The organism is Exiguobacterium sp. SH0S7 (assembly GCF_004337195.1).
Lineage (GTDB): Bacteria > Bacillota > Bacilli > Exiguobacteriales > Exiguobacteriaceae > Exiguobacterium > Exiguobacterium aurantiacum_A.
This window is the reverse complement of sequence record NZ_SJVA01000019.1, coordinates 13,512-37,954: the sequence shown is the minus strand read 5'-3', so window position 1 is coordinate 37,954 and position 24,443 is coordinate 13,512. Positions and strand designations below refer to the sequence as shown.

Annotated in this window: 19 protein-coding genes; 3 read left to right on the top strand and 16 right to left on the bottom strand. The window is 53.5% G+C overall.

Features of this window, described 5'->3' with window-relative positions:
• Nucleotides 1-184: 184 nt before the first annotated feature.
• A complete protein-coding gene (locus tag EVJ22_RS14785; protein ID WP_131444216.1) occupies nucleotides 185-610 on the bottom strand; it encodes an HTH domain-containing protein in 426 nt (141 codons plus the stop codon).
• 135 nt (nucleotides 611-745) lie between these two features.
• Nucleotides 746-2,116 (bottom strand): MATE family efflux transporter, encoded by a 1,371-nt coding sequence (locus EVJ22_RS14780; protein ID WP_071399070.1) that lies wholly within the window; start codon nucleotides 2,114-2,116, stop codon nucleotides 746-748.
• Between the two features lie 39 nt (nucleotides 2,117-2,155).
• Here EVJ22_RS14780 and EVJ22_RS14775 point away from each other — a divergent pair, with 39 nt between their 5' ends.
• Entirely contained in the window at nucleotides 2,156-2,929 is a 774-nt protein-coding gene (locus EVJ22_RS14775; protein WP_071399069.1) for a CHAD domain-containing protein, read from the top strand.
• On the opposite strand, the gene glsA is transcribed toward EVJ22_RS14775, so the two are convergent.
• Nucleotides 2,926-3,867, bottom strand: a complete 942-nt coding sequence (gene glsA, locus EVJ22_RS14770; protein WP_035386199.1) for a glutaminase A — start codon at nucleotides 3,865-3,867, stop codon at nucleotides 2,926-2,928. The two genes, EVJ22_RS14775 and glsA, sit on opposite strands and share 4 nt — an antisense overlap.
• A 59-nt stretch (nucleotides 3,868-3,926) precedes the next feature.
• On the bottom strand, nucleotides 3,927-4,106 hold the full coding sequence (locus EVJ22_RS14765) for a hypothetical protein (RefSeq protein ID WP_131441186.1): 180 nt from the start codon (nucleotides 4,104-4,106) through the stop codon (nucleotides 3,927-3,929).
• Nucleotides 4,107-4,217: 111 nt separating this feature from the next.
• On the opposite strand from EVJ22_RS14765, the gene hemG reads away from it, so the two are divergent.
• Entirely contained in the window at nucleotides 4,218-5,585 is a 1,368-nt protein-coding gene (gene hemG, locus EVJ22_RS14760; protein WP_131444215.1) for a protoporphyrinogen oxidase, read from the top strand.
• The gene (locus tag EVJ22_RS14755; protein WP_131444214.1) at nucleotides 5,582-6,655 is read left to right on the top strand and encodes a TIGR04053 family radical SAM/SPASM domain-containing protein; all 1,074 of its coding nucleotides are present in this window, start codon (nucleotides 5,582-5,584) and stop codon (nucleotides 6,653-6,655) included. The genes hemG and EVJ22_RS14755 overlap by 4 nt, the downstream gene beginning before the upstream one ends.
• 33 nt (nucleotides 6,656-6,688) lie before the next feature.
• On the opposite strand, the gene clpB is transcribed toward EVJ22_RS14755, so the two are convergent.
• From clpB to EVJ22_RS14695, 12 genes are all read right to left on the bottom strand, one after another.
• On the bottom strand, nucleotides 6,689-9,280 hold the full coding sequence (clpB, locus tag EVJ22_RS14750) for an ATP-dependent chaperone ClpB (RefSeq protein ID WP_131444213.1): 2,592 nt from the start codon (nucleotides 9,278-9,280) through the stop codon (nucleotides 6,689-6,691).
• Nucleotides 9,281-9,298: 18 nt separating this feature from the next.
• Complete coding sequence (locus EVJ22_RS14745; RefSeq protein ID WP_071399065.1) at nucleotides 9,299-10,165, bottom strand: DnaJ C-terminal domain-containing protein; 867 nt, start codon at nucleotides 10,163-10,165, stop codon at nucleotides 9,299-9,301.
• Nucleotides 10,166-10,305: 140 nt separating this feature from the next.
• Nucleotides 10,306-11,415 carry a CamS family sex pheromone protein gene (locus EVJ22_RS14740; protein WP_233589738.1) on the bottom strand — a complete coding sequence of 370 codons (1,110 nt, stop codon included), beginning with the start codon at nucleotides 11,413-11,415 and terminating at the stop codon, nucleotides 10,306-10,308.
• Between the two features lie 205 nt (nucleotides 11,416-11,620).
• Nucleotides 11,621-13,069, bottom strand: a complete 1,449-nt coding sequence (locus EVJ22_RS14735; RefSeq protein WP_131444212.1) for an LPXTG cell wall anchor domain-containing protein — start codon at nucleotides 13,067-13,069, stop codon at nucleotides 11,621-11,623.
• Between the two features lie 255 nt (nucleotides 13,070-13,324).
• On the bottom strand, nucleotides 13,325-15,319 hold the full coding sequence (gene ligA / locus EVJ22_RS14730; RefSeq protein WP_131444211.1) for an NAD-dependent DNA ligase LigA: 1,995 nt from the start codon (nucleotides 15,317-15,319) through the stop codon (nucleotides 13,325-13,327).
• 9 nt (nucleotides 15,320-15,328) lie between these two features.
• Nucleotides 15,329-17,545: a DNA helicase PcrA gene (gene pcrA / locus EVJ22_RS14725; RefSeq protein ID WP_131444210.1), complete on the bottom strand. Its 2,217-nt coding sequence runs from the start codon at nucleotides 17,543-17,545 to the stop codon at nucleotides 15,329-15,331.
• A 40-nt stretch (nucleotides 17,546-17,585) separates the two neighbouring features.
• Nucleotides 17,586-18,266, bottom strand: coding sequence for a heptaprenylglyceryl phosphate synthase (pcrB, locus tag EVJ22_RS14720; protein WP_131444209.1), 681 nt, complete (start codon nucleotides 18,264-18,266; stop codon nucleotides 17,586-17,588).
• 91 nt (nucleotides 18,267-18,357) lie between these two features.
• Nucleotides 18,358-18,591: a hypothetical protein gene (locus EVJ22_RS14715; protein ID WP_016509263.1), complete on the bottom strand. Its 234-nt coding sequence runs from the start codon at nucleotides 18,589-18,591 to the stop codon at nucleotides 18,358-18,360.
• 12 nt (nucleotides 18,592-18,603) lie between these two features.
• The gene (locus EVJ22_RS14710; protein WP_083274110.1) at nucleotides 18,604-19,986 is read right to left on the bottom strand and encodes a TrkH family potassium uptake protein; all 1,383 of its coding nucleotides are present in this window, start codon (nucleotides 19,984-19,986) and stop codon (nucleotides 18,604-18,606) included.
• 35 nt (nucleotides 19,987-20,021) lie between these two features.
• On the bottom strand, nucleotides 20,022-20,327 hold the full coding sequence (locus EVJ22_RS14705; RefSeq protein ID WP_016509246.1) for a YerC/YecD family TrpR-related protein: 306 nt from the start codon (nucleotides 20,325-20,327) through the stop codon (nucleotides 20,022-20,024).
• A gap of 67 nt (nucleotides 20,328-20,394) precedes the next feature.
• On the bottom strand, nucleotides 20,395-22,137 hold the full coding sequence (locus EVJ22_RS14700) for an adenine deaminase C-terminal domain-containing protein (RefSeq protein WP_131444208.1): 1,743 nt from the start codon (nucleotides 22,135-22,137) through the stop codon (nucleotides 20,395-20,397).
• A 176-nt stretch (nucleotides 22,138-22,313) separates the two neighbouring features.
• Entirely contained in the window at nucleotides 22,314-24,425 is a 2,112-nt protein-coding gene (locus tag EVJ22_RS14695; RefSeq protein WP_255569984.1) for an EAL domain-containing protein, read from the bottom strand.
• Nucleotides 24,426-24,443: the final 18 nt, after the last annotated feature.

Here is a 24,443-nt window from a genome sequence, read left to right as displayed (position 1 = left end):
CGCTTGAGGAGTGTCGCGTCTAGGTAATCACGCTCTTCCCGGAGGGACTCCGCCTCGGCACGGTTCAACCAGGCGTAATAGCCACTCCGGCTCACGCCGGCGATCTCACATAGTGGGCGGACGAGGTTCTTCAGCTGTGCGATGCGGATGACGGTGTTGATGGCCTGATACTTCTCTGCTGGTGTCAGTTCGTATGTTTCGCCTGCCCTTCTAACTTCTCTAGCTTTTTTAAGAGTTCATTCTCTGCCGTCAGGTATTTGATTCGTGCCTCTGCCTTCGCTAACCGTCTCTCCATCGACTCGTCTGCTTTCGGGCGTCCGCCTCCCGGAGCCTTTCCACGTTTGTCGTTCAGGAGACCGTCTTCTCCATCTTTTCGATATGTTCGGCGCCATCGTTCCAACGCGGACTTCGCCTTCTTGTTCCCAATTACCGTCAGGTCGAATCCAGCCTCCGTGAAGATCTGTCGGGGTCCCTTGCCGTCCATGTTTTCAAGCACGGCCTTTATTTTGAATTCACCGGTGTATTGGATCGAGCGTTCTGAAACCGACGAGACGTTCGGGTTCGACTCAAGCTGATCAATTTGATGGATATTGAAGATGATTTTACTCATGGTTGTTTCTCCCGTCTGAATGAATAGGTTCATTATAGCGATTCGTGCGCATACGAAAAACCCCGAATGGGTCACTTATTTCAAGTGTCCTTCATTCGGGGTTCAGTTCACGAACCGGCATCCAACCTTATTTTGTCACGTTGTCTCTTCGACAGCTGATTTTGTATTGTATCGTTTGACGATATGGACGAGGCGCATGAACAAGAGCACTGCCCCGGCGGCAAGTCCGACGATGAGCCCAATCCAATAACCATCGGGACCGAAGCCAAACCGTTCCGTGAGTAAGTAGCCGAGCGGCAGTCCGATCACCCAGTAGGCGATGAGCGACAACACGAGCGTCACGTTGACGTCTTTGAAACCGCGCAAGATGCCTTGAATCGGGGCGGCGACAGCGTCAGATAATTGGAAGAAGACCGCAAAGATCATGAAGTGGGCCGCAAGCTCAACGACAGCGGCGTCATTCGTATAAATGGCGGCGACACGTTCATTCTGCCAGAACAACAAGGCGCCTGAAAATGATGACACGGCCAGACAGAGCGCGATTCCAATCTTAGCATAGCGCACCGCGTCTTGAAGCCGACGGGCACCGAGTTCATAGCCGACGACGATCGTCAAAGCGCTCGAAGCGGACAACGGCAACATATAGACGAACGAGGCAAAGTTGATCGCCGCTTGGTGGGCAGCGACGATATTGTCCCCGTACTCGCTAAGGAGTAAGGTCACGGCCGCAAAGATGCTGACCTCGGCAAAGATGGCGAGGCCGATCGGCGTCCCGAGCTTGAGCAGCTCTTTTTGGCGCGGCCATGCTAAACGATCCGGAGCACGCAGGAACCGATACTCAAGGAACGGTTTCCCGCTCCGGACGAACGCGAACGCCATGAAGAAGAGAAGCCAATACGTGATCGCAGAAGCGATGCCGGCCCCGATGCCCCCATAAGCAGGAAGTCCGAGCTTCCCGAAAATGAAGATGTAGTTTAACCCGACGTTAATGGGTAACCCTAATAGTATAAGCAACATGGAAATTCGGGTTTTTCCGAGTGAATCCATGAGCGTCCGGAGCACGTTGAACAAGAACATCGGCAAGACGCCGAATCCGAGCGCGAGCAAATAGCCTTTGGCGATCCGTTTTCCTTCCTCACTTAGCCCCATCCCGTCCACTGCGGCCGGAACGAGGAACGCACCGAGGACGAGCGTCGCGATGCTCAGTCCGATCGCTAAGTAAACGCCTTGATACAGCGTCCGTTGGATATGTTGGATATTACGGGCCCCGAGCGCCTGAGCGACAATCGGTGCGACAGCAAGCAGAATCCCGCTCAGTCCCGTATAGACCGGCATCCATAGACTCGAGCCGACACCGACGCCAGCTAAGTCGACGGCTCCGGCTCGGCCTGACATGACCGTATCGAAGAAGCTGATTAAGTAAAATGACACTTGCGTGACTAAAATTGGAAAGAAAATCGTGAAGAATAATTTTATTTTTTCGTTAAGTGAATGCGTTTGATACATGGACAACCCTCATCTCATTTCAGAAAGGAACAAATTCGGATGAATCAACGGAATGCAGAGAAGCTAAAGTATGAACTATTGGAAACATGGAATACGTTCAATCATTATATGACCGAAGCGCTCACCTTTCATAACACAGAAGACGTACACCAAGCCCGGGTCCATTTGCGCAAGTTGCTGACGTTCATGCAACTGTACGATACGAAACCTTCCACATATCGGCAATTGAAACAGCTAATGGAAGCGCTCGGTGCGGTCCGTGACGGGGACGTGTTGCTCCAAGGACTCGCAATCGAGACCGGGCTCGAGCAGGCGTTTGCCGATCACATGGAAGCGAACCGCGCCAAAGACCGGACGATATTAAATTCGCGCGTCACCGAAAAGATGACGCCGTCGCTCGACCAACAAGTGCGCCGCTTCATCGGCGGTCAATTGTATCGCTCGTTAAAGAAGCAAGACGCCTCAGCGTTTCTCGATAAGGCAAAATCGGAGCGGAAACGCCGCGTCGAGTCCCACCACCACGCCACATCAAAGCATGACCGGCTTGAGACACTCCATAAAGTCCGGCTCGCCGTGAAGCGTGAACGCTACTTGCACGAGTACTTGTTAAACTACGAAGAAAAGGCCTCAAAAGACCAGGTCCAAAAGTTAAAACGGCTCCAAACCGAGCTTGGTGAGATGAACGACCGTCATCAATTGCTGCTGCGCTGGACCGATTTTTCACCGCCAACAGAATACGTTTCGGCGTATGAACGACTCATTGACACACTGCACGAGCAACTTGACGCTTCTGTCGACGCCATCAAGCTCTAGCGTGACGTGTAGCGTTCGACGAGCAGTTCGAGTAGCTTCATACCAGCAATCGAATTGCCTTTTGAGTCGAGCGCAGGACCGAAAATCCCGAAGCCGACGTCGCTCAGTCCAAGTTCGTGCTTCCCGGTCGCGAGAATCGCACCCGACACCCCGCTCTTCCCTGGCAGACCGACACGGACCGCAAACTCACCGGAGGCGTCATACATGCCACACGTCGTCATAATCGCTTTGACGATGCGGACGACCCGGCGCGGAATCAACTCTTCGCCTGTGACCGGGTCTTCCCCGTTGCCCGCGAGCACCCGTCCGATGCGGGCCAAGTCAAAACAGTCGATCTCGATGGCACATTGTTTCGTATAGACGTCGATGATCTCATCGACGTCACCTTCCACGATGCCGTGGTGGCGCATGAAATAAAGCAAGGCCCGGTTTAAGTCGGTCGTCTCGTATTCCGAGCGGGCGACTTTTTCGTTGTACGTCACTTCTTCGACTGGTACGCCGAGCAATGTCGCTAAAAATTGACGGAACTGATAAATCTTAAGTTCCGCCGTATCCCCTAATATCATGCTCGTGACGGCTAGCGCCCCGGCGTTAATCATCGGATTGAGTGGTTTCGATGGCACGGTCTCTTCGAGCTTGGCGATCGAGTTGAACGCATCACCCGTCGGCTCCATCCCGACTTTCGAGAACACGAAGTCCTCACCGAACTCCATCAATACGTAACAAAGCGCGAGTGCTTTCGAGACGCTTTGGATCGTAAATTTATGATGGACATCACCCGCATGGATGTAAGAACCGTCAGGCAGGCAAATCGCCACGCCGAGTAAGTCATCCTTGACATGTGCGAGCTCAGGGATATAATCCGCCACTTTCCCTTGAGCCGTATACGGACGACACTCGTCGACCAAATGCGCCAACTGCTGTTCTAATACGTTCATCAAACTCACCCCATATCCGATAGTTTACAACCGGCTCATCTTATCATATCTTCTCAAGCTTAGCCATCCGGGGGACCGTCATCTTTGGACCATCCTGGCTTGTACCAGTCCTCGTCGGCCCAAATGACCGGCGGGCTTTCCTCATCCCCGGCAAGCTTCTCTCCATGTCGGTTCATCGCGGCGATGAATGCGACAATCCCCACGACGACAATCGAAGCAGTGATGCCGAACCAAACCATAGTCGCCCCTCCCTTTCATCCGTGACAATTTCGTCTAGAACCGTGTGATACTTATCCTATGTCTACACCCATATTCTCGGTACGGTTAGTTCGAAGACTATATAGAAATGGGTGAATCGATTGAACAACATTGCGATTATCGGGGGCGGCATCACCGGCATGGCCGCTGCCTACTATGCGAAACAGGCCGGTGCACACGTCACACTCTACGAATCGAGTGATCGGGTCGGCGGGAAAATCAAGACAGTTTATCGGGACGGATTTGTACTCGAATGCGGTCCCGACGGTTATATGGCCAGAAAGCCGACGTTGACCGAACTCATCACCAAACTCGGTCTTGATGAACAGCTCGTTCGTTCACAGACCGGCACGTCTTACATATACGTTCGCAACAAGTTACGGCAAATGCCTGCGGGTTCCGTCATGGGCATCCCCACGAAATTTTGGCCGATGGTGAAGACCGACCTGTTCACGTGGCGTGGAAAGGCTCGGGCCGGGATGGACTTGGTGCTCCCCCGCGTCTATGCGGGCGAAGACATTTCGCTCGACACGTTTTTCCGGACCCGGCTCGGCTCTGAAGTCGTCGAATCGATGATCGAACCGCTCCTATCAGGCATTTATAACGGGACGCTTCAAGATATGAGCATCGAGTCTACTTTCCCTCAGTTTATCACGATTGAACAAAAAACACGCAGCTTGATTCTCGGCATGAAAGCACTCACGCCGCCTGTACAAGCCGGAGTGAAACCGCGTGAGGCCGGGAAGTTTTTATCGTTACAAAACGGGCTCGGAATCCTCATCGAGGCGCTCCGTCCGTCGATCGACCGCCTCTACACCGACACCCGTGTCGCCTCGGTCCGCCCTCATGAGATCGAGCTCGAGGACGGTACGATCGAACAGTTTGACGGCATCATCTTAGCGACTTCGCCGAATGCACTCGGTCCGATCCTCGGAGTCCCCGAGGCGGAGCGATTATCTCAATTGAAGCGCACCTCATCGATCACCGTCCTCGCTGCGTTCGACGAGAAAGATGTGGCGGCACTCGACGGGACAGGTTACGTCATCGCCAAAGCGGAAGCCAATGCGTTGACCGCCTGCAGTTGGATGCATAAGAAATGGCCCCACATGGCACCGAAAGGTAAGGCGCTCTTGCGCGTCTATATCGGTTCCGATCACGTTCCCGGCTTATTAGCCGCAACGGATCAAGCGATCGCCGAGTTTGCGTTAAACGAGCTCCGCAAGATTCAACACGTCGGGACACCGCTCTTCACGAAAGTCGAGCGCCACGTCGATACGATGCCGCAGTACGAGGTCGGCCATAAGCAACATGTGCACGCGTTCGAACATGCCTTGGCCGCTCTCGACGGCGTCGAGGCGTGCGGGGCGATCTTACACGGGGTCGGGCTTCCCGACTGTGTCGATTCCGCCAAACAGGCCGTCACACGGGCGATGACGGCGAAGCAGGTGGTGCGCTCATGAAACGGATTGATTACAATGAGAACCCGTTCATCGTCATCTGGGAAGTGACGCGTGCGTGCGCCTTGTCTTGCGTCCATTGCCGGGCCGAGGCGCAGTACCATCGTTACCCTGATGAATTAGACACGGCGCAAGGCAAGGCGCTCATTCGTGACATTTACGCGATGGACAACCCGATTCTCGTCTTCACAGGCGGCGACCCGCTCATGCGCGAAGACTTGTTCGAGTTGACTGAATACGCGGCGTCACTCGGCATGCGCGTCTCAATGACCCCATCAGCGACGCCACGGGTGACTCATGACGCGGTCAGACGGGCCAAAGCGGCCGGATTGACACGCTGGGCGTTCTCACTCGACGGTGCCGACGCAAAAACGCACGATCATTTCCGGGGGACACGCGGCAGCTTCGAGCGGACGATCCGTGGCATCTCCTATTTCCGGGAGGAAGGCATGTCGTTCCAAATCAATACGACCGTGACCGAGTACAACGTCGACCAACTGCCAGAGATCGCGAAACTCGTCGGTAAGCTCGGCGTCTCGGTCTGGACGCTGTTCTTCCTCGTCCCGACCGGCCGCGGCTCGCTCCTGCAACCGATCTCCCCGGAACGACATGAGGACGTGCTGCGCTGGGCGTTCGCGCTGCAAGAACATGTGCCATACATCATCTCGACGACCGAGGCCCAGTTCTATCGCCGGGTCGCCCGGCAAGAAAATCAAAAACGGAGAGACGCAGGACTCGCGCCGATCGGTCATCCGCATGACGACCTCGCCAAAGCGCCACGCGGGACGAATGACGGCAACGGCTTCGTCTTCATCTCTCACACCGGTGATGTCCAACCGTCCGGCTTCCTGCCGATCAACTGCGGCAACGTCAAAACGACACCGCTCGCCGAGATATACCGGGAACATCCGGTGTTCAAGACGCTGCGTGACCCGGACACGCACGGCGGCAAATGCGGCTACTGCGAATACCGTTATTTATGTGGTGGCTCGCGTGCCCGTGCCTACGCCGTCACCGGCGACTATAAGGCAGAGGAACCGTATTGTACGTATCAACCTGAACACGCGAAATAAGGAGCACAGGCCTCGGCCTGTGCTCCTTATTGTTTAGTACGCCACCGTCGTCGGACGGAGCGTCAATTCTCCGTTCTCGACGTCGATCATGACGGTCTGACCATCCTCGACGTCACCGGCGAGAATGCTGCGCGCGAGCTTCGTCTCGATCGTCCGTTGTACGTAACGGTTGATTGGACGAGCGCCGAACTGTGGCTCGTACGCTTCGTCGGCGATGAACGCTTTCGCCGCGTCCGAGATCTCGATCCGAATCGAGCGTGCCGCCAAACGGCTGCCCATCCGAGCGACCGCTTTCTCGACGATTTGTCCGATTTGGGCGCGCGTGAGCGGATGGAACAAAATCGTCTCATCGACCCGGTTCAAGAACTCCGGCCGGAAGTGGCGACGGAGCCGCTCGATGACTTGACGTTCTTCCTCTTCATCGATGATACCGTCTTTCGCGGCCTCGAGTAAAATATCGGCCCCGATGTTTGAAGTCATGATGACGATCGTGTTCTTAAAGTCGACGACGCGACCGTGTGAATCGGTCAAGCGACCGTCATCGAGCAATTGTAGCAAGATGTTGAACACGTCGGCGTGCGCTTTCTCGACTTCGTCAAGCAAGAGCACCGAGTACGGGCTGCGGCGCACCGCTTCGGTCAATTGACCGCCCTCTTCGTAGCCGACGTATCCTGGAGGTGCCCCGACGAGGCGCGACACGGCGTGTTTCTCCATGTACTCACTCATGTCGAGACGGACGATATGGTCTTCAGAATCGAACATCGCTTCGGCGAGCGCTTTCCCGAGTTCGGTCTTCCCGACCCCGGTCGGCCCAAGGAACAGGAACGAGCCGATCGGACGGTTCGGGTCTTTAATGCCGGCCCGAGCCCGAATGACAGCGTCGCTGACGAGTCGGATTGCCTCATCTTGTCCGAAGACACGTTGATGTAGCACCGTCTCGAGGTTGAGCAACTTGTCGCGCTCACCTTCTGTCAACTTCGTCACCGGGATACCCGTCCATTTCGAGACGACCTCGGCGATCTCTTCTTCCGTCACTTCTTCCCGGACGAGTTCACGCGTCACCGAGCCAGCGAGACGTTCGGCTTCGGCGAGGTCACGTTCGAGCTCTGGAATCCGTCCGTACTTCAACTCGGAAGCCCGGTTCAAGTCGTAGCGGCTCTCGGCTTCTTGCAGTTCGAGCTTCACTTTCTCGAGGTCCCCGCGGATGTGCTGCACGCGGTGTGTCGACTCTTTCTCGTTCTCCCAGCGCAGGCGGAGTGCATCCGCTTGTTCACGCGTCGAGGCGAGTTCTTGCTGGAGCACGTCGAGACGTTTTTTCGAGGCCTCGTCGCTCTCTTTCTTCAAAGCGGCCTCTTCGATTTCAAGTTGCATGACGCGGCGCACGAGTTCGTCGAGTTCAGCCGGCATCGATTCCATCTCGGTCCGGATCATCGCGCACGATTCATCGACAAGGTCGATCGCCTTGTCCGGCATGAACCGGTCGGTGATGTAGCGGTTCGACAGCACAGCCGCCGCGACGAGCGCGTTGTCATGAATGCGGACGCCGTGATGGATCTCAAAGCGTTCTTTCAATCCGCGCAAAATCGAGACCGTGTCTTCGACGTCCGGCTCATCGACGAGCACTTGCTGGAAGCGCCGTTCGAGCGCCGGGTCTTTTTCGATGTATTGGCGATACTCATCGAGTGTCGTCGCGCCGATACAGTGAAGTTCACCGCGGGCGAGCATCGGTTTGAGCATGTTGCCCGCGTCCATCGCGCCTTCCGATTTACCAGCCCCGACGATTGTGTGCAACTCGTCGATGAAGAGGATGATCTTCCCTTCCGCCTCTTTCACTTCGTTCAAGACGGCTTGTAACCGTTCCTCGAACTCACCTCGATATTTGGCACCGGCGACGAGCGAGCTCATGTCGAGGCTGAAGATTGTCTTGTCTTTTAAGCTTTCCGGGACGTCACCGCGGACGATACGCTGGGCAAGCCCTTCGACGATCGCCGTCTTCCCGACCCCTGGCTCCCCAATGAGCACCGGGTTGTTTTTCGTTTTCCGGCTCAAGATGCGGATGACGCGGCGAATCTCACTGTCGCGCCCGATGACCGGGTCGATTTTTCCGGTCTTCACTTCTTGAATCAAATCACGGCCGTACTTCGTCAAGACGTCGTACGTCGCTTCCGGTGACTTCGACGTGATGCGTCGGTTGCCACGCACGGCGACGAGTGCTTCGCGCAATTTGTCCTCGGTCACCCCTTTGCGCTCGAGCATCGCTTGCGCTTGGCTCTTGTTGAGGAGAATTCCGAGTAGGACGTGTTCGACCGAGACGTACTCGTCACTCATACCGGTCGCTTCACGCTCGGCCGTCGTCAACACGTTAAGCAGCGAGGCCGAGATCATCGGTGTCGTCGGATTTTGAAGTTTCGGTGCGTTCTTGAGCGCCATTGCTACTTCTGCTTCTATCTCCGCGACGTTCAACTCCATCTTTTGCAACAACAGTGGAATGATGCCGTCAGCTTGCGAAATCATCGAGGCGAGGACGTGCCATTCATTCATCTCGCTATGATGATACTGTTTAGCAAGTGCTTGCGAACTGACGATTCCTTCATGCGCTTTATCTGTAAATCGATTGAAATCCATGTTGTTTCCTCCTTATGCTCAGCGTTCTAGTTGTTCATAAACAGATCGGTGGGCGGCGTCGAGCGGTAAGTCGACCTCGAGTTGGATGAACAAGTCGGACCGGACTTTTGAAGCAGTCATGAAACCGCGGCCCGGAATCCGCATCCGTTGGCCCGGACGTGAACCCGGTTTGACTTTCAGCTTGACCCGGCCGCCGTCGAGCGTCGCGACGACGACTTCGGTACCGTCTAGGAAAGCAAGTGGCCGCAACCGTTTGACGGTGATGACGTTCGCTCCTTCTCGTCGATACGTTTCGTCATCGGTGAAATGGAGTTCGACGTACACATCGCCCCGGTCGCCTGATTGACCGACTTTGCTACTCTTGCCTTTCAGTCGAAGTTTCTGGCCCTCATGGGCGCCTTGCGGAATCTTCACGTTGACCGTACCCGTTTGCAGGCGCAAACTCACTTTCGAATCACTCGTCAACTGACTGAGCGGCACGTTGACCCGGACCGTCTCATCTAAATCTTCTTCTACCGCTTGGTTGAAGAAACTTCCGAACATGTCGTCGAATCCGAACGTCCGCGACGTCGTGCGTGATCCGCCACCGAACTGACGGAACAAGTCTTCAAATTGCGCCGAACCTTCCCCGTATCCGTCACCGTCATACGTCCCTTGACCGAACGTCGGGCCTTCCGGACTGCCGTAACGGTCATAATTTGCTTTCTTGTCGGGGTCGCTCAACACATCGAACGCTTCTTGGATTGCTTTGAACTGATCCTGTGCCCCCGGCTCTTTATTCACATCCGGATGATATTGTTTCGCTAGTTTTCGATAAGCTTTCTTAATGTCTTGGTCGGATGCCTGTTTCGACACGCCAAGCACGTCATAGTAGTTTTTCGTCATCTCGATTCACCTCACCTTATTCTTTCCCGTTTCTGTTAAGTCTATTCTACCGATTTGGTCAAAGAAGGTCAAAGATTTTCCTCGTTACAATACATACGAAAAAAAGAGACGCTTCGTTTCATTACGAAGCACCTCATCTGTTAAAAGTAAACTTTCGGTGTATCCATGCCTTCTTCGAACACGATCGTCACTTCTTGCGTGCCGCCGAGTGAGGTGACATTGATACGGACCGGGACGTTCCGATTGTATTCCCAACGGTTCTCAAGCAAACCGACGACGTGTTGCGTGAAGCCGACGAGTTCGGCCCGGCTGTAGAATTGGATTGGGATGTCGATCTCGATGCGTGACAAGTCACCGTTCTGATAGAATCCTTTACCGATCATGCCGCTGAAGTCAGGGAAGACATCAGCGATTCGGTCGCTAAACAGCGTAAACTTCTGTGCGTCATCACGCACTTCGGTCGTCGCCGTATTCGATGGGAAGTAGTAGTACTTCTCGTCGATTGCTTTCCAATCAGACGCGGCTACTTCCGCACCTTCCCCGACGAACGCTGATTTGACGTAATTGCCCGGTGTCGGTGACCCTTGCACCGACTTCATGTATAGGGCGACGTTAATGTCAAGACCCTTAAAGTCTTCACGCTTCCGCAGTTGTGCGACGAGTTCATTTGCCATCCGTTCCCCTTCTGCGATGACTTTTTTTGCATCTAACTTTTCCGTGTACGTCGGACCGAAGTTCGGGGCCTGGAAGACGTACTCACGGTTCAAAATGAGAGCAAACGAGACACCGTCGAGTTGATATCCGTTATCCGTCTTTGTCATATAGTTTTGTTCGATGAGCGACGCCAAATAGAGCGGCGACTTCTTGTTTTCTTCAACGAACTTGTCCTCTGCGACTTCTGCCGTCCCGTTCGCATAGGCCGGGTTGAGCGGTGTCAGGCCTTCAGATGTTTTATCTTTTCGTCCGAGCAGACGAGAGACGTCTTCAGCCGTCAATAATTGCCCTTCTTGATAAACGTATTGTTCAGGGGAGAACGCGCCGGTCGAATGGCGCATGAGACCAAGCTCGACTTCTTCTAGTTCGAGCGATGAGCTGACTTGGCGTTGGGCGAGCCCGCGCGCTGCGGCCGGCTTGAACGGAATCACCATCTGGTAATACGAGTCTCGCGCTTCAATCGCTTGTGTGACACCTTCTGACGTCGTCTCGTTCCCGGTCGGCGTCACTTCTTCTTCCCCCATCGGAATTTTCATTGAACACCCACCGAGAAATACCGTCGCGGCGAGGGCGGGGATTATTATTTGTTTCCATTTCATCTATGTCCAAACTCCTTTGACGAATCAATTCGTTATACACTTCGTCCATTATAACAAAATCGTCCGTTGAAAAAAGTGTCGAAGCGGAATCAGTCGAGAATCACAAAAGTACGTCCCTCGACTCTCATCGAAGGACGTATGCTCAAGTCTTTGAAGACGGCCGGCGCCGGTGTGTGAAGAACAATAGGCCGAGTACAATCAAGACGAGGCCGATCACAGTACCCCACGTCTCGGTCGTGCCGGTCATTGGCAATGTGCCTTGCTCAGGTGACACGGGCGTAATCGGTTCTGGTACGTATACCGCTTCGTCGTCTTCCCGTTCCGGAATCGCTTGTTTGACGTGGACTGTCGTCTCCGCCGACCGAGAGACACGAGCTGCCTCGTTGACTTCAAACGTGAACGTGACCCGGTTCGTCAAAATCCCCCCGGCTCGAACATCGTATGACGGCAGTAACACTTTTTCTAGTTCGAGCACGACTTCCTCGCCCGGAATCAATCCGTTCTCGACTTCAGCGAGCGCTCGCATCCCGTCGCGGAGCACCTCTGTCGTCTCGCGTTGTTCTTTCGCTGTCAAAGCGCCGCTCGTCCACTCTTCCACCACGTCGACGAAGTAAAGGGTGACGTTCGACGTATTCGTGAGCGTGTACGTATAGAGGATTGTCTCGCCCGGATGGACCGTTTGCGGGTTCGCGACTTTCGTGACCGTGAAATCGAGCCGGTTGAGCAAAACGATTTGCTGACTTTCAGCGTTGACGATACGCCCCGATTCATCAGTCGCAGCAACACGGAAGATGTTCCCAACCTCAGGATGCATCACTTGGTCGTAGTCGCTCGGCACATCGAGAATTACAGTCGTTTCGACGCGTTCGCCGGAAGCGAGACCATCGTCACCGATGAGTCCCGTCAGCTTGCTGCGTACTTCCTCGTTGAAAGCAGTGATGGCATCGTCTTGAATCCCACCGCTGAAAAACTCGTCTTCAATCGACGTGATCGTCAACGTCGCATCGCCCGTGTTCTCGATGACGAACGTATAAGGGATGCGCCCTCCGACGACGGCTTGGTCGATGTTCGCCTCTTTGCCGACTTCAAGTCCGATTTCGACCACTGGTTCGACCGTCGCCGCCGCGACTTCTTCGGTCATCGGCGCCTCGGTTGCCGGTTCTGTCACTTCGCTCACTGGTTCACTGCTCTCGTCTGTGACACCAGGTTCTGTCACCTCGAGCGCTGGGTCTTCAATCGGTAGCTCTTCAATCGGTAGCTCAGCTGTAATCGATGCTGGCGTAAACGAGTACGGTACGCCTTCCTCGTTATATAACGTGACTTGATCAATCAAGGACGTCTCGACTGCTTGAACGTCTATGATAAAACGCCAGACGTCCGCGGTCTCGCGAACCCCATAATACGTAATATCGGCATAGACAAGACTAGCTTCGTCTAGTGTCGCTTGCTCTTCAGCGGTGAGATCGACTTGGACGTACAGCGTGCTCGTTTCCGTCGTGTCGCTTGCATAAAGAACGTTTGGTGCCCACATGCCGATGAGTAAAACGAATAACGTGATGAATGCCGTGAACCGTTTGGTGGCGCTACGCATGGTGGTCCCCTCCTCTAAGATGTATGTCCATCAGTGACAAAATGTCCCGACGACAGCGCTCTGGCACGGAGGGGAGATAGAGGGTGAGTGTGCACGAGTCGTGGTGTCAAGAGTACCTCGGTTGCAGAAAAATTTTACAATTTTGTTGTTACTATTCATTACCCGTCCACCACTTTAGTGAATCCGTCCATATACTGAGATTTTTATAAATCAAGTCAACGAAAAAAGACCCTCGCTTCTTTGAGGGTCTTCCGTTCAGACGTGTTCCGCTAAAAAGGCGAGCAGTTTCGATTCATCCCATACTTCGACACCGAGCGCTTCGGCTTTCGACAGTTTTGAACCTGCCTTCTCGCCAGCGACGAGGAGATCGGTGTTCTTACTGACACTTCCGGTCACGCTCGCGCCGAGGAGTTCTAATCGTTTTCCCGCCTCACCGCGTGTCATCTCATACAACTTCCCGGTCAAGACGACCGTCTTACCAGCGAGCGGGGCGTCGGCGGCGACGGACCGCTTCACTCCTTTGAACGTCAAGTTGACACCGGCCGTATCGAGTTCACGGACGAGTTCACGCGCCTCAGGCTTCTCGAAGTAAAGAACGATCGATTCCGCCATCTTCGTCCCGATCCCGTCAATCTCGATCAAAGCTTCAACCGAGGCGTCCATAATCGCGTCCATCGTCTCGAACCGCTCTGCGATGAGCGAGGCCGCCTTCTGACCGACGAGACGAATCCCGAGGGCGAACAACACCCGTTCAAGCGAATTCTGTTTCGATTGTTCGATTGCGGCAAGCAAGTTCGTCACTGATGTCTCACCCATCCGTTCTAAATCAAGGAGTGCTTCTCGCTCGAGGACGTACAAATCGGCGACGTTATGGACGAGGCCGGCCTCATGAAGCTGGGTGATGACTTTTTCACCGAGACCGTCGATATTCATCGCTGGTCGCGACACGAAATGAATCAGCCCTTCGAGCAGTTGGGCCGGACATTCCGGGTTGACGCAGCGATGATCCGCCTCACCGTCTAAGCGGACGAGTTCGGACTCACACGCGGGGCAGCGAGTCGGAAAAACGATTTCTGCCTCGTTCCCGGTCCGTTCGCTGACGAGCGCGGAAACGACGGCTGGAATGACGTCTCCGGCCTTTTTAATGACGACCCGGTCGTTGATGCGAAGGTCTTTCTCTTTGATGAAGTCTTCGTTATGGAGTGTCGCGTACGTCACGGTCGATCCCGCGACCGAAACCGGCGCGAACCGGGCCCGCGGCGTCACTTTCCCCGTCCGTCCGACACTGAAATCAACGTCTTCGATCGTCGTGACGACTTCTTCGGCCGGGAATTTATAGGCGACGGCCCAGCGCGGGCTTTTGGCCGTAAAACCGAGCTGTTCTTGTTCTTCGTAAGCCGCGACTTTGATGACGATCCCGTCAATCTCATACGGGAGTTCTGAACGTTTCGTCACGTACGTCTCGATATAGTCCCACAGCTCGTCCGCTGTCCGACATGTCGTATATTCCCCGCTCACGGCGATCCCGAGACGCTTCAAGTAATCGAGCGACTCATCGTGCGACGCGACGAGCTCATCGTTTGAGACGAGCCCATACGCGAAGAAGGCGAGATTTCGTGACGACGCGATCTTCGAGTCGAGCTGACGCAGCGACCCGGCGGCCGCATTACGCGGATTGGCGAACAACGGCTCACCGAGGCGTTCCCGCTCGTCGTTCAAGTGTTCGAACGAACGTTTCGGCATATACGCCTCGCCGCGCACTTCGAACGTCACATCCTCATTCAGGCGGAGCGGGATCGTGCGAATCGTCTTCAAGTTTTGCGTGATGTCTTCGCCTGTCGTCCCGTCTCCGCGCGTCGCCCCGCGCTTGAGGCGACCGTCTTCGTATTTGAGCGAGACGGCAAGACCGTCGAACTTCAGCTCGGCGACGAACAACGGGGCATAGCCAAGATCTTTTTCAATCCGCTCGACCCACTCGATCAAATCGTCTTTTGAGAACACGTTGCCGAGCGAGAGCATCGGGGTATCGTGCGTCACTTTCACGAACGCATCGAGCGGGGCGCCGCCGACGCGTTGCGTCGGCGAATCCGGGCTCCTAAGCTCCGGATAGTCCGTCTCGATTTGAATCAACTCGTTCATGAGCCGGTCGTACTCGGCGTCCGGGACGCTCGGCCGGTCAAGTACATAATATTCATAGCCGTATTGGTTCAACTTTTGTCGTAACGTTTCGACGTGTTCTGTCATCTCCATACGATCACCTCACGCTTTTTCGATCGGGGCAAATTTGGCGAGCAGGCGTTTAATCCCGACTTGCGGGAAGGCGATATCAAGTTCGAGCTGATCGCCCTCGCCGCGTGTCTGAACGACCGTCCCTTGTCCCCATTTTTTATGATTCGCTTTATCCCCGACCTGCCAGCTCATCGACTCGGCACCTGACGATTGGGCGACTTTGGGTTTCGGTTTCGAGCTGAACCCGTTGACTGGCAACTTCCCAGGTGATTCGACCGGATTCCACGGCATCGCTTTCTTCGCTTTGCCGGAACGTTCGAGCAGCGTTTCCGGCAACTCGTGCAAGAAACGGGATTCCGGATTGTTTTGGAACCGTCCGTACAGCATGCGCGACTGGGCCCGTGTCAAATACAGGCGCTTCTCGGCACGGGTGATGCCGACGTAGGCGAGACGGCGTTCTTCTTCCATCTCTTCCGGGTCGTTCAACGCACGGCTGTGCGGGAACAGCCCTTCTTCCATCCCGATCAAGAAGACGACCGGGAACTCGAGCCCTTTCGCCGAATGAAGTGTCATGAGCGTCACTTGATGCAACTCATCGACCTCTTCGAGCGAGTCAAGGTCTGAGACGAGCGTCAAATCGGTCAAGAACGCGACGAGCGTCTGCTCTTCGCTCTCCTTCTCAAAGTTTTGAGCGACCGAGAGAAATTCCTGTAAGTTCTCGAGGCGGCTCTCGGCTTCGAGCGTCTTCTCGATTTTAAGCATCTCTTCATAGCCAGACTTCTTCAGCACTTCTTCAATCAGTTCAGAGATCGACAAATAGTCTGCCATTTGCCGAAGGTCGATCATGAGCTGGCGGAACTCGGTCAGCTTCGTCGCCGCTCGCGGCGCGATGCCCGATAGTTCGATGTCGCGGATCGCTTCCATGAGCGAGACGCCTTGCATACCGGCGAAGTCGCCGAGCTTATCGACCGTCGCCGCGCCAATGCCGCGTTTCGGTTCGTTGACGACGCGGACGAACGAGAGGTCCTCGTCCGGATTGGCGATCAAGCGCAAGTACGACAGGATGTCTTTAATTTCTTTACGCTCATAGAACTTCGTGCCGCCGACCATCTTGTATGGGATGTTCGACTTGAGCAACGTTTCCTCGAGACCACGCGACTGGGCGTTCGTCCGATATAAGACGGCCATCTGGCCGTATTCGATGCCTTCTTGGCGCAGTTCTTTCATCTCGTTGATGATAAAGAACGCTTCGTCCCGGTCGTCCGAGGCGACGTGGATGAGCAGTTTCTCTCCCTCGTCGTTATCGGTCCATAAGTTTTTGTCTTTACGGGTCGAGTTGTTTTTAATGACCCCGTTCGCCGCTTCTAGAATCCGTTTCGTCGACCGATAGTTCTGTTCGAGCAAGATGACGTGCGCGCTCGGATAATCTTTCTCGAACGTCAAAATGTTGGCGATGTCGGCCCCGCGCCAGCGATAGATCGACTGGTCCGAGTCACCGACGACACAAAGGTTCTCGTGAGCGGCCGCGAGCATCTTGACGAGCGTATACTGGGCCCGGTTCGTATCTTGATACTCATCGACGTGGATGTATTGGAACTTCTTCTGATAGAACGCGAGCACGTCCGGCGCTTCTTCGAATAACTGGATCGCTTTCATGATGAGGTCATCGAAGTCGAGGACGTTGTTGTGTTTCAGCTTCTTCTCATACGCCGTGTAGACGTCCGAGATGACTTTTTCATACGGATTGTTGCCGACGAGTCCGGCCGCGTCCTTCGCTGTGCGCAGTTCATTTTTATGATTCGAGATCATCCCGAGCAACGTCCGGGGCTCGTACTTCTTCGGATCGAGGTTCAACTCTTTGAGCACTTGCTTGATCGCCGTGAGCTGATCGGAAGAATCCAAAATCGAGAAGTTACGGTCGTAACGAATCCGGTCGATGTCGCGGCGCAAGATGCGCACACACATCGAGTGGAACGTCGAAATCCAAATGTCGTCCGCCACGCCGCCGACGAGACGGGCAATCCGGTCTTTCATCTCACGGGCTGCTTTGTTCGTGAACGTGATCGCGAGAATATTCCATGGTGCGATCTGTTTCGACGCCATCAAATAGGCGACGCGATGCGTCAACACACGTGTCTTACCTGATCCGGCACCAGCCATGATCAAGAGCGGACCATCTGTATATTTGACCGCTTCTGCTTGTGGCGGGTTCATGCCTTTGACTAATTCTTCGCTTAAGTTATACATAGGGGGTATCCTTCCTTATTTCCAAACATTTGTTCTTATTTTAACGGACTACTTGCACAGTCGCAAGCGCCCCTTCGAGATTGTCGTAAATGATGTTGCCGACGACGATCGTGTCGGCGTATTCGGCCATCATCCGGGCCGTGTCGATCCCGTCGATGCCGCCCCCATAAAACACGTGGGCATCGGGTAAAGCCAGCTTCACTTCTTTGACGACGTCAGGTGAACCGAGCGTGCCACTATATTCGAGATAAAGCGACGGGAGACGGAACAGATGATGCCCTGTTTCCGCGTAGGCAACGACTTCTTCAAGCGTCAACGTCGCTCTCGCCCCGGTCACAGCGGCCACTTTCGCTTCCGGATTCAAGACGATATACCCTTGCCCGGTCACATTGTTTGAGTCAAACAGATGGCCGTAACGTTCGAAAGCCCGCATTTGATGACCGACGACCCAATCGACGGTGCCAGCGTTCAACACCGTCGGGATAAAGTAATGATCGAATCCACGGATGGCGTGTTCAGGATGGCTCATCTCGAGCGCGACCGGAATCCCGCAACCTTGCAGCCGTGCGTAAAGGGCGAACGTGTTCTCCGCATCGACCCCGTCCGTACCACCGATGAGAAACGCGTCCGTACCTGAACGGACGAGCGCGGCAAGTGCCGATTCATCGAGCTGTTTGTTCGGGTCCAGTTTAAACACATGGCGCCACGTCTGAAAATCCATCCATCTTCCCTCCATTCGATACCTTCTCTAGTGTAGCGATTTTTAGGACAGGTTGCATCTGTTGGACAAAAAAAAGACTTGCCGAAGCAAGTCATGTACGTGCGGTCCGGCTACGCTCGCGCTCCGTCAACCATTTGGCGACGAGGAGCGCGAACAAACCATAGACCGGGACGAACCAGAGCGGGTTGGCCAAGAAAAAGCCAAGTACGGGGATATCGAGTAGCGGTGAATCCGGCGAACAAAGCGCCGTTCCGTTCACGACGGCGATAAACGGCAACACTGGAACAGCGAACACGTAACCGAAATTGATCCAAAATGCCTTCATGTCACAATCTCCTTAACCTAAGATAATCGATTCTTTCGGATAGTTGTACATCCGCTTCGGCTGTCTTCGTTGCAAGAGCAAGATGAAGGCGATGACACCGATCCGACCGATGAACATGAGAATGGTGAGCACCCATTTACCGACATTGCTAAACTCCGACGAGAGCCCGACCGAAAGCCCGGTCGTCCCGAACGCCGAACACGCCTCAAACAAAATGCGCGTAAGTGAGGCGTCCTCAAAGAACGTGAGAATCAACACTCCGGTCAGTAATACAGCAAGCGATACCGTGATGATCACGAACGCTTTCCAAATATCTTCGAGCACGATCTCACGTCCGAACACCTTGATCGACGAGTCCCCGCGAATGAACGCGATGACTCCGAGCACGGCGACGGCGAACGTCGTCGTCCGAATCCCCCCGCCGACAGAAGACGGCGAGGCCCCGATGAACATCAAGATGGATAAGAGCAGCATACTGCCTTCGGAGAACAAGTTGACGTCGACCGTCGACAGCCCTCCGTTTCGCGTCGTCACGGACTGGAACAACGAATCGGAAAGCGCGAGCCAAAGCGGTAAATCTTTGAACGCGTTATTGTATTCGAACAAGAACAGACCGACCGTACCGACGGCGATCAAACTGAAGAACGTCGATACCGTCAACTTTGTGAACAAAGAAAAACGACGCGGGAAGTTCTCGCTCTTGCGACTGATCCGGTTCGTCAAGTACGTCCGGATCTCGACGAGCACTGGGAAGCCGATCGCTCCGCCGGTCATGAGCACGATTTGCGTGAAGATGACGAACGGGTCTTCACGGAACGGTGCGAGCGAGCTGCCGGTAATATCGAACCCGGCGTTCGTCGTCGCACTGATCGAACCGAACAGGCCTTGCAGGAACGCCTCTCCGGCCGTATCAAAGTAGTTTAAGTAATGGACCCCGAGCAGAATTGCCCCTACCGCTTCAATCGCGATAACGGTAATGACGATTTCCGCGATGTATTTGACGATGCCAGACATCGATGTCTGGTTCTGGTCGCGCAAAATCAACTGGCGCTCGCGGAATCCGATCCGTTTCCCGAGCAAAATCCACATGATGACGTGGAGACTGATCAAACCGACCCCACTCACTTGAACGATGAATAAAATGATGAACAGTCCAAACGTCGAGAACGTATCGGTCACGACGATCGGGGTGAGTCCGGTAACACTGACGCAACTGACCGCGAAGAAGACGAGATCGGTGAACGTGATGGTGACACCAGGTTGTCTTGCAATCGGCAGAGCCAACAAAACCACGGAAAGGACGACCGCCGCGCTATAAATTAAAACGAGCGTCTGGACTGGCGTCAATTTCCGGAAAAACAGCTGTAAATTTCGCTTCATGAACTTATCTTGCATCTCGCCCCTCCTCTCCATCAAAAACAAGATGACTCTTACGAGTCACCTTCTGATTGTTGTAGACGTTCAAGGGCAAGATCATAGCCGCCTGACCCGTAATTCAAGCAACGCTTGACGCGAGAAATCGTGGCCGTCGAAGCACCTGTCGCTTCTTCAATTTTATGATACGTGCTGCCTTCACGAATTTGGCGTGCCACTTCTAACCGTTGGGACAACGCCTGCACTTCGTTGACGGTCGCTAAATCTTCGAATAGTTGATAACAGTCTTCGAGTGTGTCGAGCTTCAAAATCGCTTCAAAAAGCTGATCGAGTTCTCGTCCTCGTAATTTATCGAGTTGCATCCGCAAGCATCCTCTCTCATCGTACTTCTTTATCATTCTAAAGCACGACCGGCTCGGACTCAACTGTTCATCGTAAAATCGCCGGAAATAGTATTTGTTTTTTCATAACTTCGTATATACCGAGCGGTGTCGCCCGGACGTATGGCAAGTGGGTCGACGCCAGGAACAGCAACGTATAGATCGGATCCTCGAAGTGATAGCCTCGGGCGATCAGCTCGGCACGCAACCGTTGTTCTTGGACAATCAATTGCTCGAGCGGCTCTGTCGAAGTCATCCCACAAAGCGGTAACGGGATCTCCGCGATGATTTCCCCCCGGTCGACGAGGACGATTCCGCCGCCGAGCTCTCTCATCCGTTCGAACGCCATCAACATATCTTGTTTACACTTACCGAGAATCAAGTAGTCGCCGCTGATCGAATACGAGCTGACAAGACCGCCAAAATCGTTAGCGAACCCTTTCAGTACCGTATTGAGCCGCCATTTCCCTTCTTTATCTAACAGCATCAAGAACGATTCGTCGCAGTCGCGCGGCAGTTCGTCTTGACCGGTGTCGTGTGTGATTTTAAACAGCTTCATGATGACCGAGTTGACCATATCGAGTCCGACCGGCATGCTGAACGATAAATCGTTTGGCGTCAAGTCGATCGTGACGTCGGTCGCCGGCATGAGCGCGAGCGCCGCCTCAATGAGTTCGTTCGGGAAGAGCGAGGCCCCGTCCCGGTAGATCCATTGGCCTTTAGCGATGACGGCCGACGGACGCGGCTCATCGATCGCATCGAGGATGTTCAGGTGGGCGATCCGTCCCGGTGAAATCGAGCCGAGGACGTGATCGAGTCCGAAATGCCGCGCCACGTTGAGCGACACGATCCGATACGCCTCGATGGCAGGCAGACCCGCTTCAATCATAATCTTCACGAGCGCGTCTTGCAGACCGTCTTGATAAAACCCAGGGGTCGAACCATCCGTCGTCACCATCAAATGGTCGTACGCTTCGAGACCTGCGTCCAACAATCCGCGGATCATGCCCGGCAAATCAGGACGGATCGACGAATGGCGGAGTGTCGTCGTATAGCCGTGTTCGAGTCGGCATAACGCTTCGTTCGCCGTCATCGCCTCATGGTCGCTGTGAACACCCATCAACGCCATCTTCGTCAACGTCTTCGCGGACGCGCCTGGGAAATGTCCTTCGACCGGGAGACCGCACGTCTCCGCGTCGAGCATCCATTGGAGCATCTCATCGTCACCTTTTAACGTACGCGGCCAGGCCGTCAATTCTCCGGCCATGACGACGTCAGGATGATTGAACCACGCGTGGACGCGCTCCGAGTCGACGAGGACGCTGTCGCGGTCGAGCTCGGTTTGCGTGTCGAGCCGAGCCCACCAATACGTACTCGTCGGGAGCTGTTGAATCGCCTCGAGTTGCGCAAACGCTTGCTCCTTGTCTTGTAAAAAAAGAAGCATGTTATCGTTCACGAGCGTCGTCGTACCCCGCTCGCCTGCATACTTCGACAGCGTCGCCGGATTATAAAGTTGGAACGGATGCGCGTGAGGCTCGATGTAACCTGGTACGACATATTTCCCGGTCATGTCGACTGTCTCGACGGCCGCCTCCGGCACGTCTGGTCCGACGTAAACGATGCGGTCGTTTTCAATCCATATGTTAGCCTGTTTCCACTGTTTCACGTATACATTTAAGTATGTGGCGTTTGTCAATACGAGCGAAGGTGGTCGCAATTGATCCACGACTTCAAGTTGTGAGCGAATCATCGCTTTTGACCACGGTGCCCGCGCCGATCGTTTTAAAGGCATCGAACCCAGTCCTCCCTTAATCGCTTCAATAGTATCAAAAAATAATATTGTAAGCGTTTTCTTTCATTTGTTTCAAGTTTACCTTTTCTATGAAACACCTGCAAGCTATGTTGCCAATTGTAACGGAATTCACACGAAATTCACATAAATAAAGACGCCTCTTCGCAGAGGCGCCTTCACCATTCGTACATCATTGCCGTTTTCTTCAAATAATGCTCCAGTTGCGCGAGCGGAACCGGCTTGCTGTAATGGTAACCTTGAATCAATGAACCGCTATGTTCGAGCACGAACGCGAGCTGTTCCGGACGTTCGATTCCTTCGGTGACGATTTCGAGTCCTAGGGCATGAAACGTCTGATAAAGTCCTTCAAGGAGGGCCCGGTCGAACGTGTTCTCGGGAATCCCTTTGACGAAGTTTTGATCGATTTTGATGATGTCGAGTTGCAGCGATTGCAAAAATGACAGCGACGATGTGCCGACACCGAAGTCGTCGAGTGAGATCTTGACGCCGAGTGCTTTGAGCGAACGGATGAACTGTTGCAGCTCGTATATGTTGCCTCCGACCTCAGTCTCGGTAATTTCGATGTGGAGTAACGAAGGTTCAAACCCCGACTCAAACAAAACGCTTTCCAACTCCTCAAGAAAAGACCCGTCCGCGATTTGCCGTTTCGACACGTTGACCGATAGGAACAAGTTGTGCCGTTCCGTATGTTCTTGGATTTCTTGGACCGCCTGGCGAAGCACCCAACGTCCAACGTCCGAGATGAGACCTAACTGTTCAGCCACAGGGATAAACACGCCCGGTGAGATTGGACCTTTGCTCGGATGATTCCAGCGGATGAGCGCCTCGACCCCACAGACAGCGAACGGGCGTGGCGAGACAATTGGTTGATAATGAAGTTCAAACTCACCATGTTTGAGAGCGTGCCTTAAATCGCGTTCCATCACAAGCGTCTGAAGATAGTGGCTTCCGTCTTCAATTTCCTGGTAAGAGAGGATTTTATTCTTACCTGAAAGCTTAACTTCATGCAAAACAGCATCTAGACGTCCCATCATCGTTTCGTACGTATAATTTTCCGTGGGGCTCAGCTCGTCCATTCCAATACTGGCCGTCAGTCCAGTCATCCCTTGCTTTCGTCCCCACTCTGTCAAATCTTTCACGAGCTGGTTCGCCACTAAACGCATTTCTTCAATGGTCCAATGGGGATGAATGAACATGAATTCGTCCGCCCCTATTCTCGCGGCAAATCCATCTTCTTTGTAAAAACTCAAACGGGAAGCTAGAAAGGTTAACATCGCATCTCCCGTTCTCTGTCCAAATTGATCGTTGAAGCGGCGGAAATTATCTATATCGATTCCTAGTACGGCTACCACTTTGGATTTCCCAAGCATATGTCCAAACATATCCTCTACCGCAAGCCGGTTCGGCAGTCTAGTTAACGAGTCTCGGAAAGCGCGGTTTAATGATTCTGTCCTCATCTGATCAAGCGAGTCTAATACGTTATTGATACTAACTGCCATTTCCTCGATTTCATCCCGATTTTTCCTATTCAATCGAATACGTAAACGACTGTTTCGTTCGAACTTGATGTTTTTTAACTCATCTACTATTTTTAGCAGTCGTTGTGTGACGAAGCGATTGATTGTCCAAAACAAGGTAAGGAGTAATCCTAATCCAAGGATGAATAAACCTAACATACCGGTTTGAAGCATTGATATTGTATTTAAATAGTTTGTCCGCTTGATTGAGAAGTTTACTTCCCAATTCGCGTCTTGATAGACGGATTGAAGCGGCATTGAGACTCGAACAAATTGTTCATTTTTCTCGATTGTCAATTTATTATGAGAGAACGGACTAATCGTAATTGGGACTTTCGCTTGTGCACTGACAGTAGAAATAAAATCAGGACCAATTTTTTGAATAACAATTAATGTCCCTTTTGCAGGTCCGGACCTGTCACTTTTCAAAATGGGATGACTCATAAAGATAACCGGGCCATAATCTGTTCCATACACCGCATTTTGCTTGATCCCGGACACGTTGACAAAACGAGAAATCTCTTTTGTGAAATTATTTCGTTCTAATGGACTTTCTAATTCATAAAAACGACTAAACTCAGAATGAATCAGTTCTCGATCTTCATTTAAAAAGACCATCGCGCTAACGTCTAGATTCTCTAATGTGTCAGGACTCATGTTGTTTTGAATGAACGACTTGTTTTGACCTTGCACGAAGTCATAAGAATCATTCCAGATTGCCCAATCAATCATCGTACTCTCGAGCACCATTCGACGATTGGCAAACAC

Excerpts from the sequence above, each read along its gene's own strand:
- EVJ22_RS14785 (WP_131444216.1), bottom strand. The coding sequence starts at position 610 with ATGAGTAAAATCATCTTCAATATCCATCAAATTGATCAGCTTGAGTCG.
- EVJ22_RS14780 (WP_071399070.1), bottom strand. The coding sequence starts at position 2,116 with ATGTATCAAACGCATTCACTTAACGAAAAAATAAAATTATTCTTCACG.
- EVJ22_RS14775 (WP_071399069.1), top strand. The coding sequence starts at position 2,156 with ATGAATCAACGGAATGCAGAGAAGCTAAAGTATGAACTATTGGAAACA.
- glsA (WP_035386199.1), bottom strand. The coding sequence starts at position 3,867 with ATGAACGTATTAGAACAGCAGTTGGCGCATTTGGTCGACGAGTGTCGT.
- EVJ22_RS14765 (WP_131441186.1), bottom strand. The coding sequence starts at position 4,106 with ATGGTTTGGTTCGGCATCACTGCTTCGATTGTCGTCGTGGGGATTGTC.
- EVJ22_RS14755 (WP_131444214.1), top strand. The coding sequence starts at position 5,582 with ATGAAACGGATTGATTACAATGAGAACCCGTTCATCGTCATCTGGGAA.
- clpB (WP_131444213.1), bottom strand. The coding sequence starts at position 9,280 with ATGGATTTCAATCGATTTACAGATAAAGCGCATGAAGGAATCGTCAGT.
- EVJ22_RS14745 (WP_071399065.1), bottom strand. The coding sequence starts at position 10,165 with ATGACGAAAAACTACTATGACGTGCTTGGCGTGTCGAAACAGGCATCC.
- EVJ22_RS14740 (WP_233589738.1), bottom strand. The coding sequence starts at position 11,415 with ATGAAAATTCCGATGGGGGAAGAAGAAGTGACGCCGACCGGGAACGAG.
- EVJ22_RS14735 (WP_131444212.1), bottom strand. The coding sequence starts at position 13,069 with ATGCGTAGCGCCACCAAACGGTTCACGGCATTCATCACGTTATTCGTT.
- ligA (WP_131444211.1), bottom strand. The coding sequence starts at position 15,319 with ATGGAGATGACAGAACACGTCGAAACGTTACGACAAAAGTTGAACCAA.
- pcrA (WP_131444210.1), bottom strand. The coding sequence starts at position 17,545 with ATGTATAACTTAAGCGAAGAATTAGTCAAAGGCATGAACCCGCCACAA.
- pcrB (WP_131444209.1), bottom strand. The coding sequence starts at position 18,266 with ATGGATTTTCAGACGTGGCGCCATGTGTTTAAACTGGACCCGAACAAA.
- EVJ22_RS14715 (WP_016509263.1), bottom strand. The coding sequence starts at position 18,591 with ATGAAGGCATTTTGGATCAATTTCGGTTACGTGTTCGCTGTTCCAGTG.
- EVJ22_RS14710 (WP_083274110.1), bottom strand. The coding sequence starts at position 19,986 with ATGCAAGATAAGTTCATGAAGCGAAATTTACAGCTGTTTTTCCGGAAA.
- EVJ22_RS14705 (WP_016509246.1), bottom strand. The coding sequence starts at position 20,327 with ATGCAACTCGATAAATTACGAGGACGAGAACTCGATCAGCTTTTTGAA.
- EVJ22_RS14700 (WP_131444208.1), bottom strand. The coding sequence starts at position 22,137 with ATGCCTTTAAAACGATCGGCGCGGGCACCGTGGTCAAAAGCGATGATT.
- EVJ22_RS14695 (WP_255569984.1), bottom strand. The coding sequence starts at position 24,425 with ATGGTGCTCGAGAGTACGATGATTGATTGGGCAATCTGGAATGATTCT.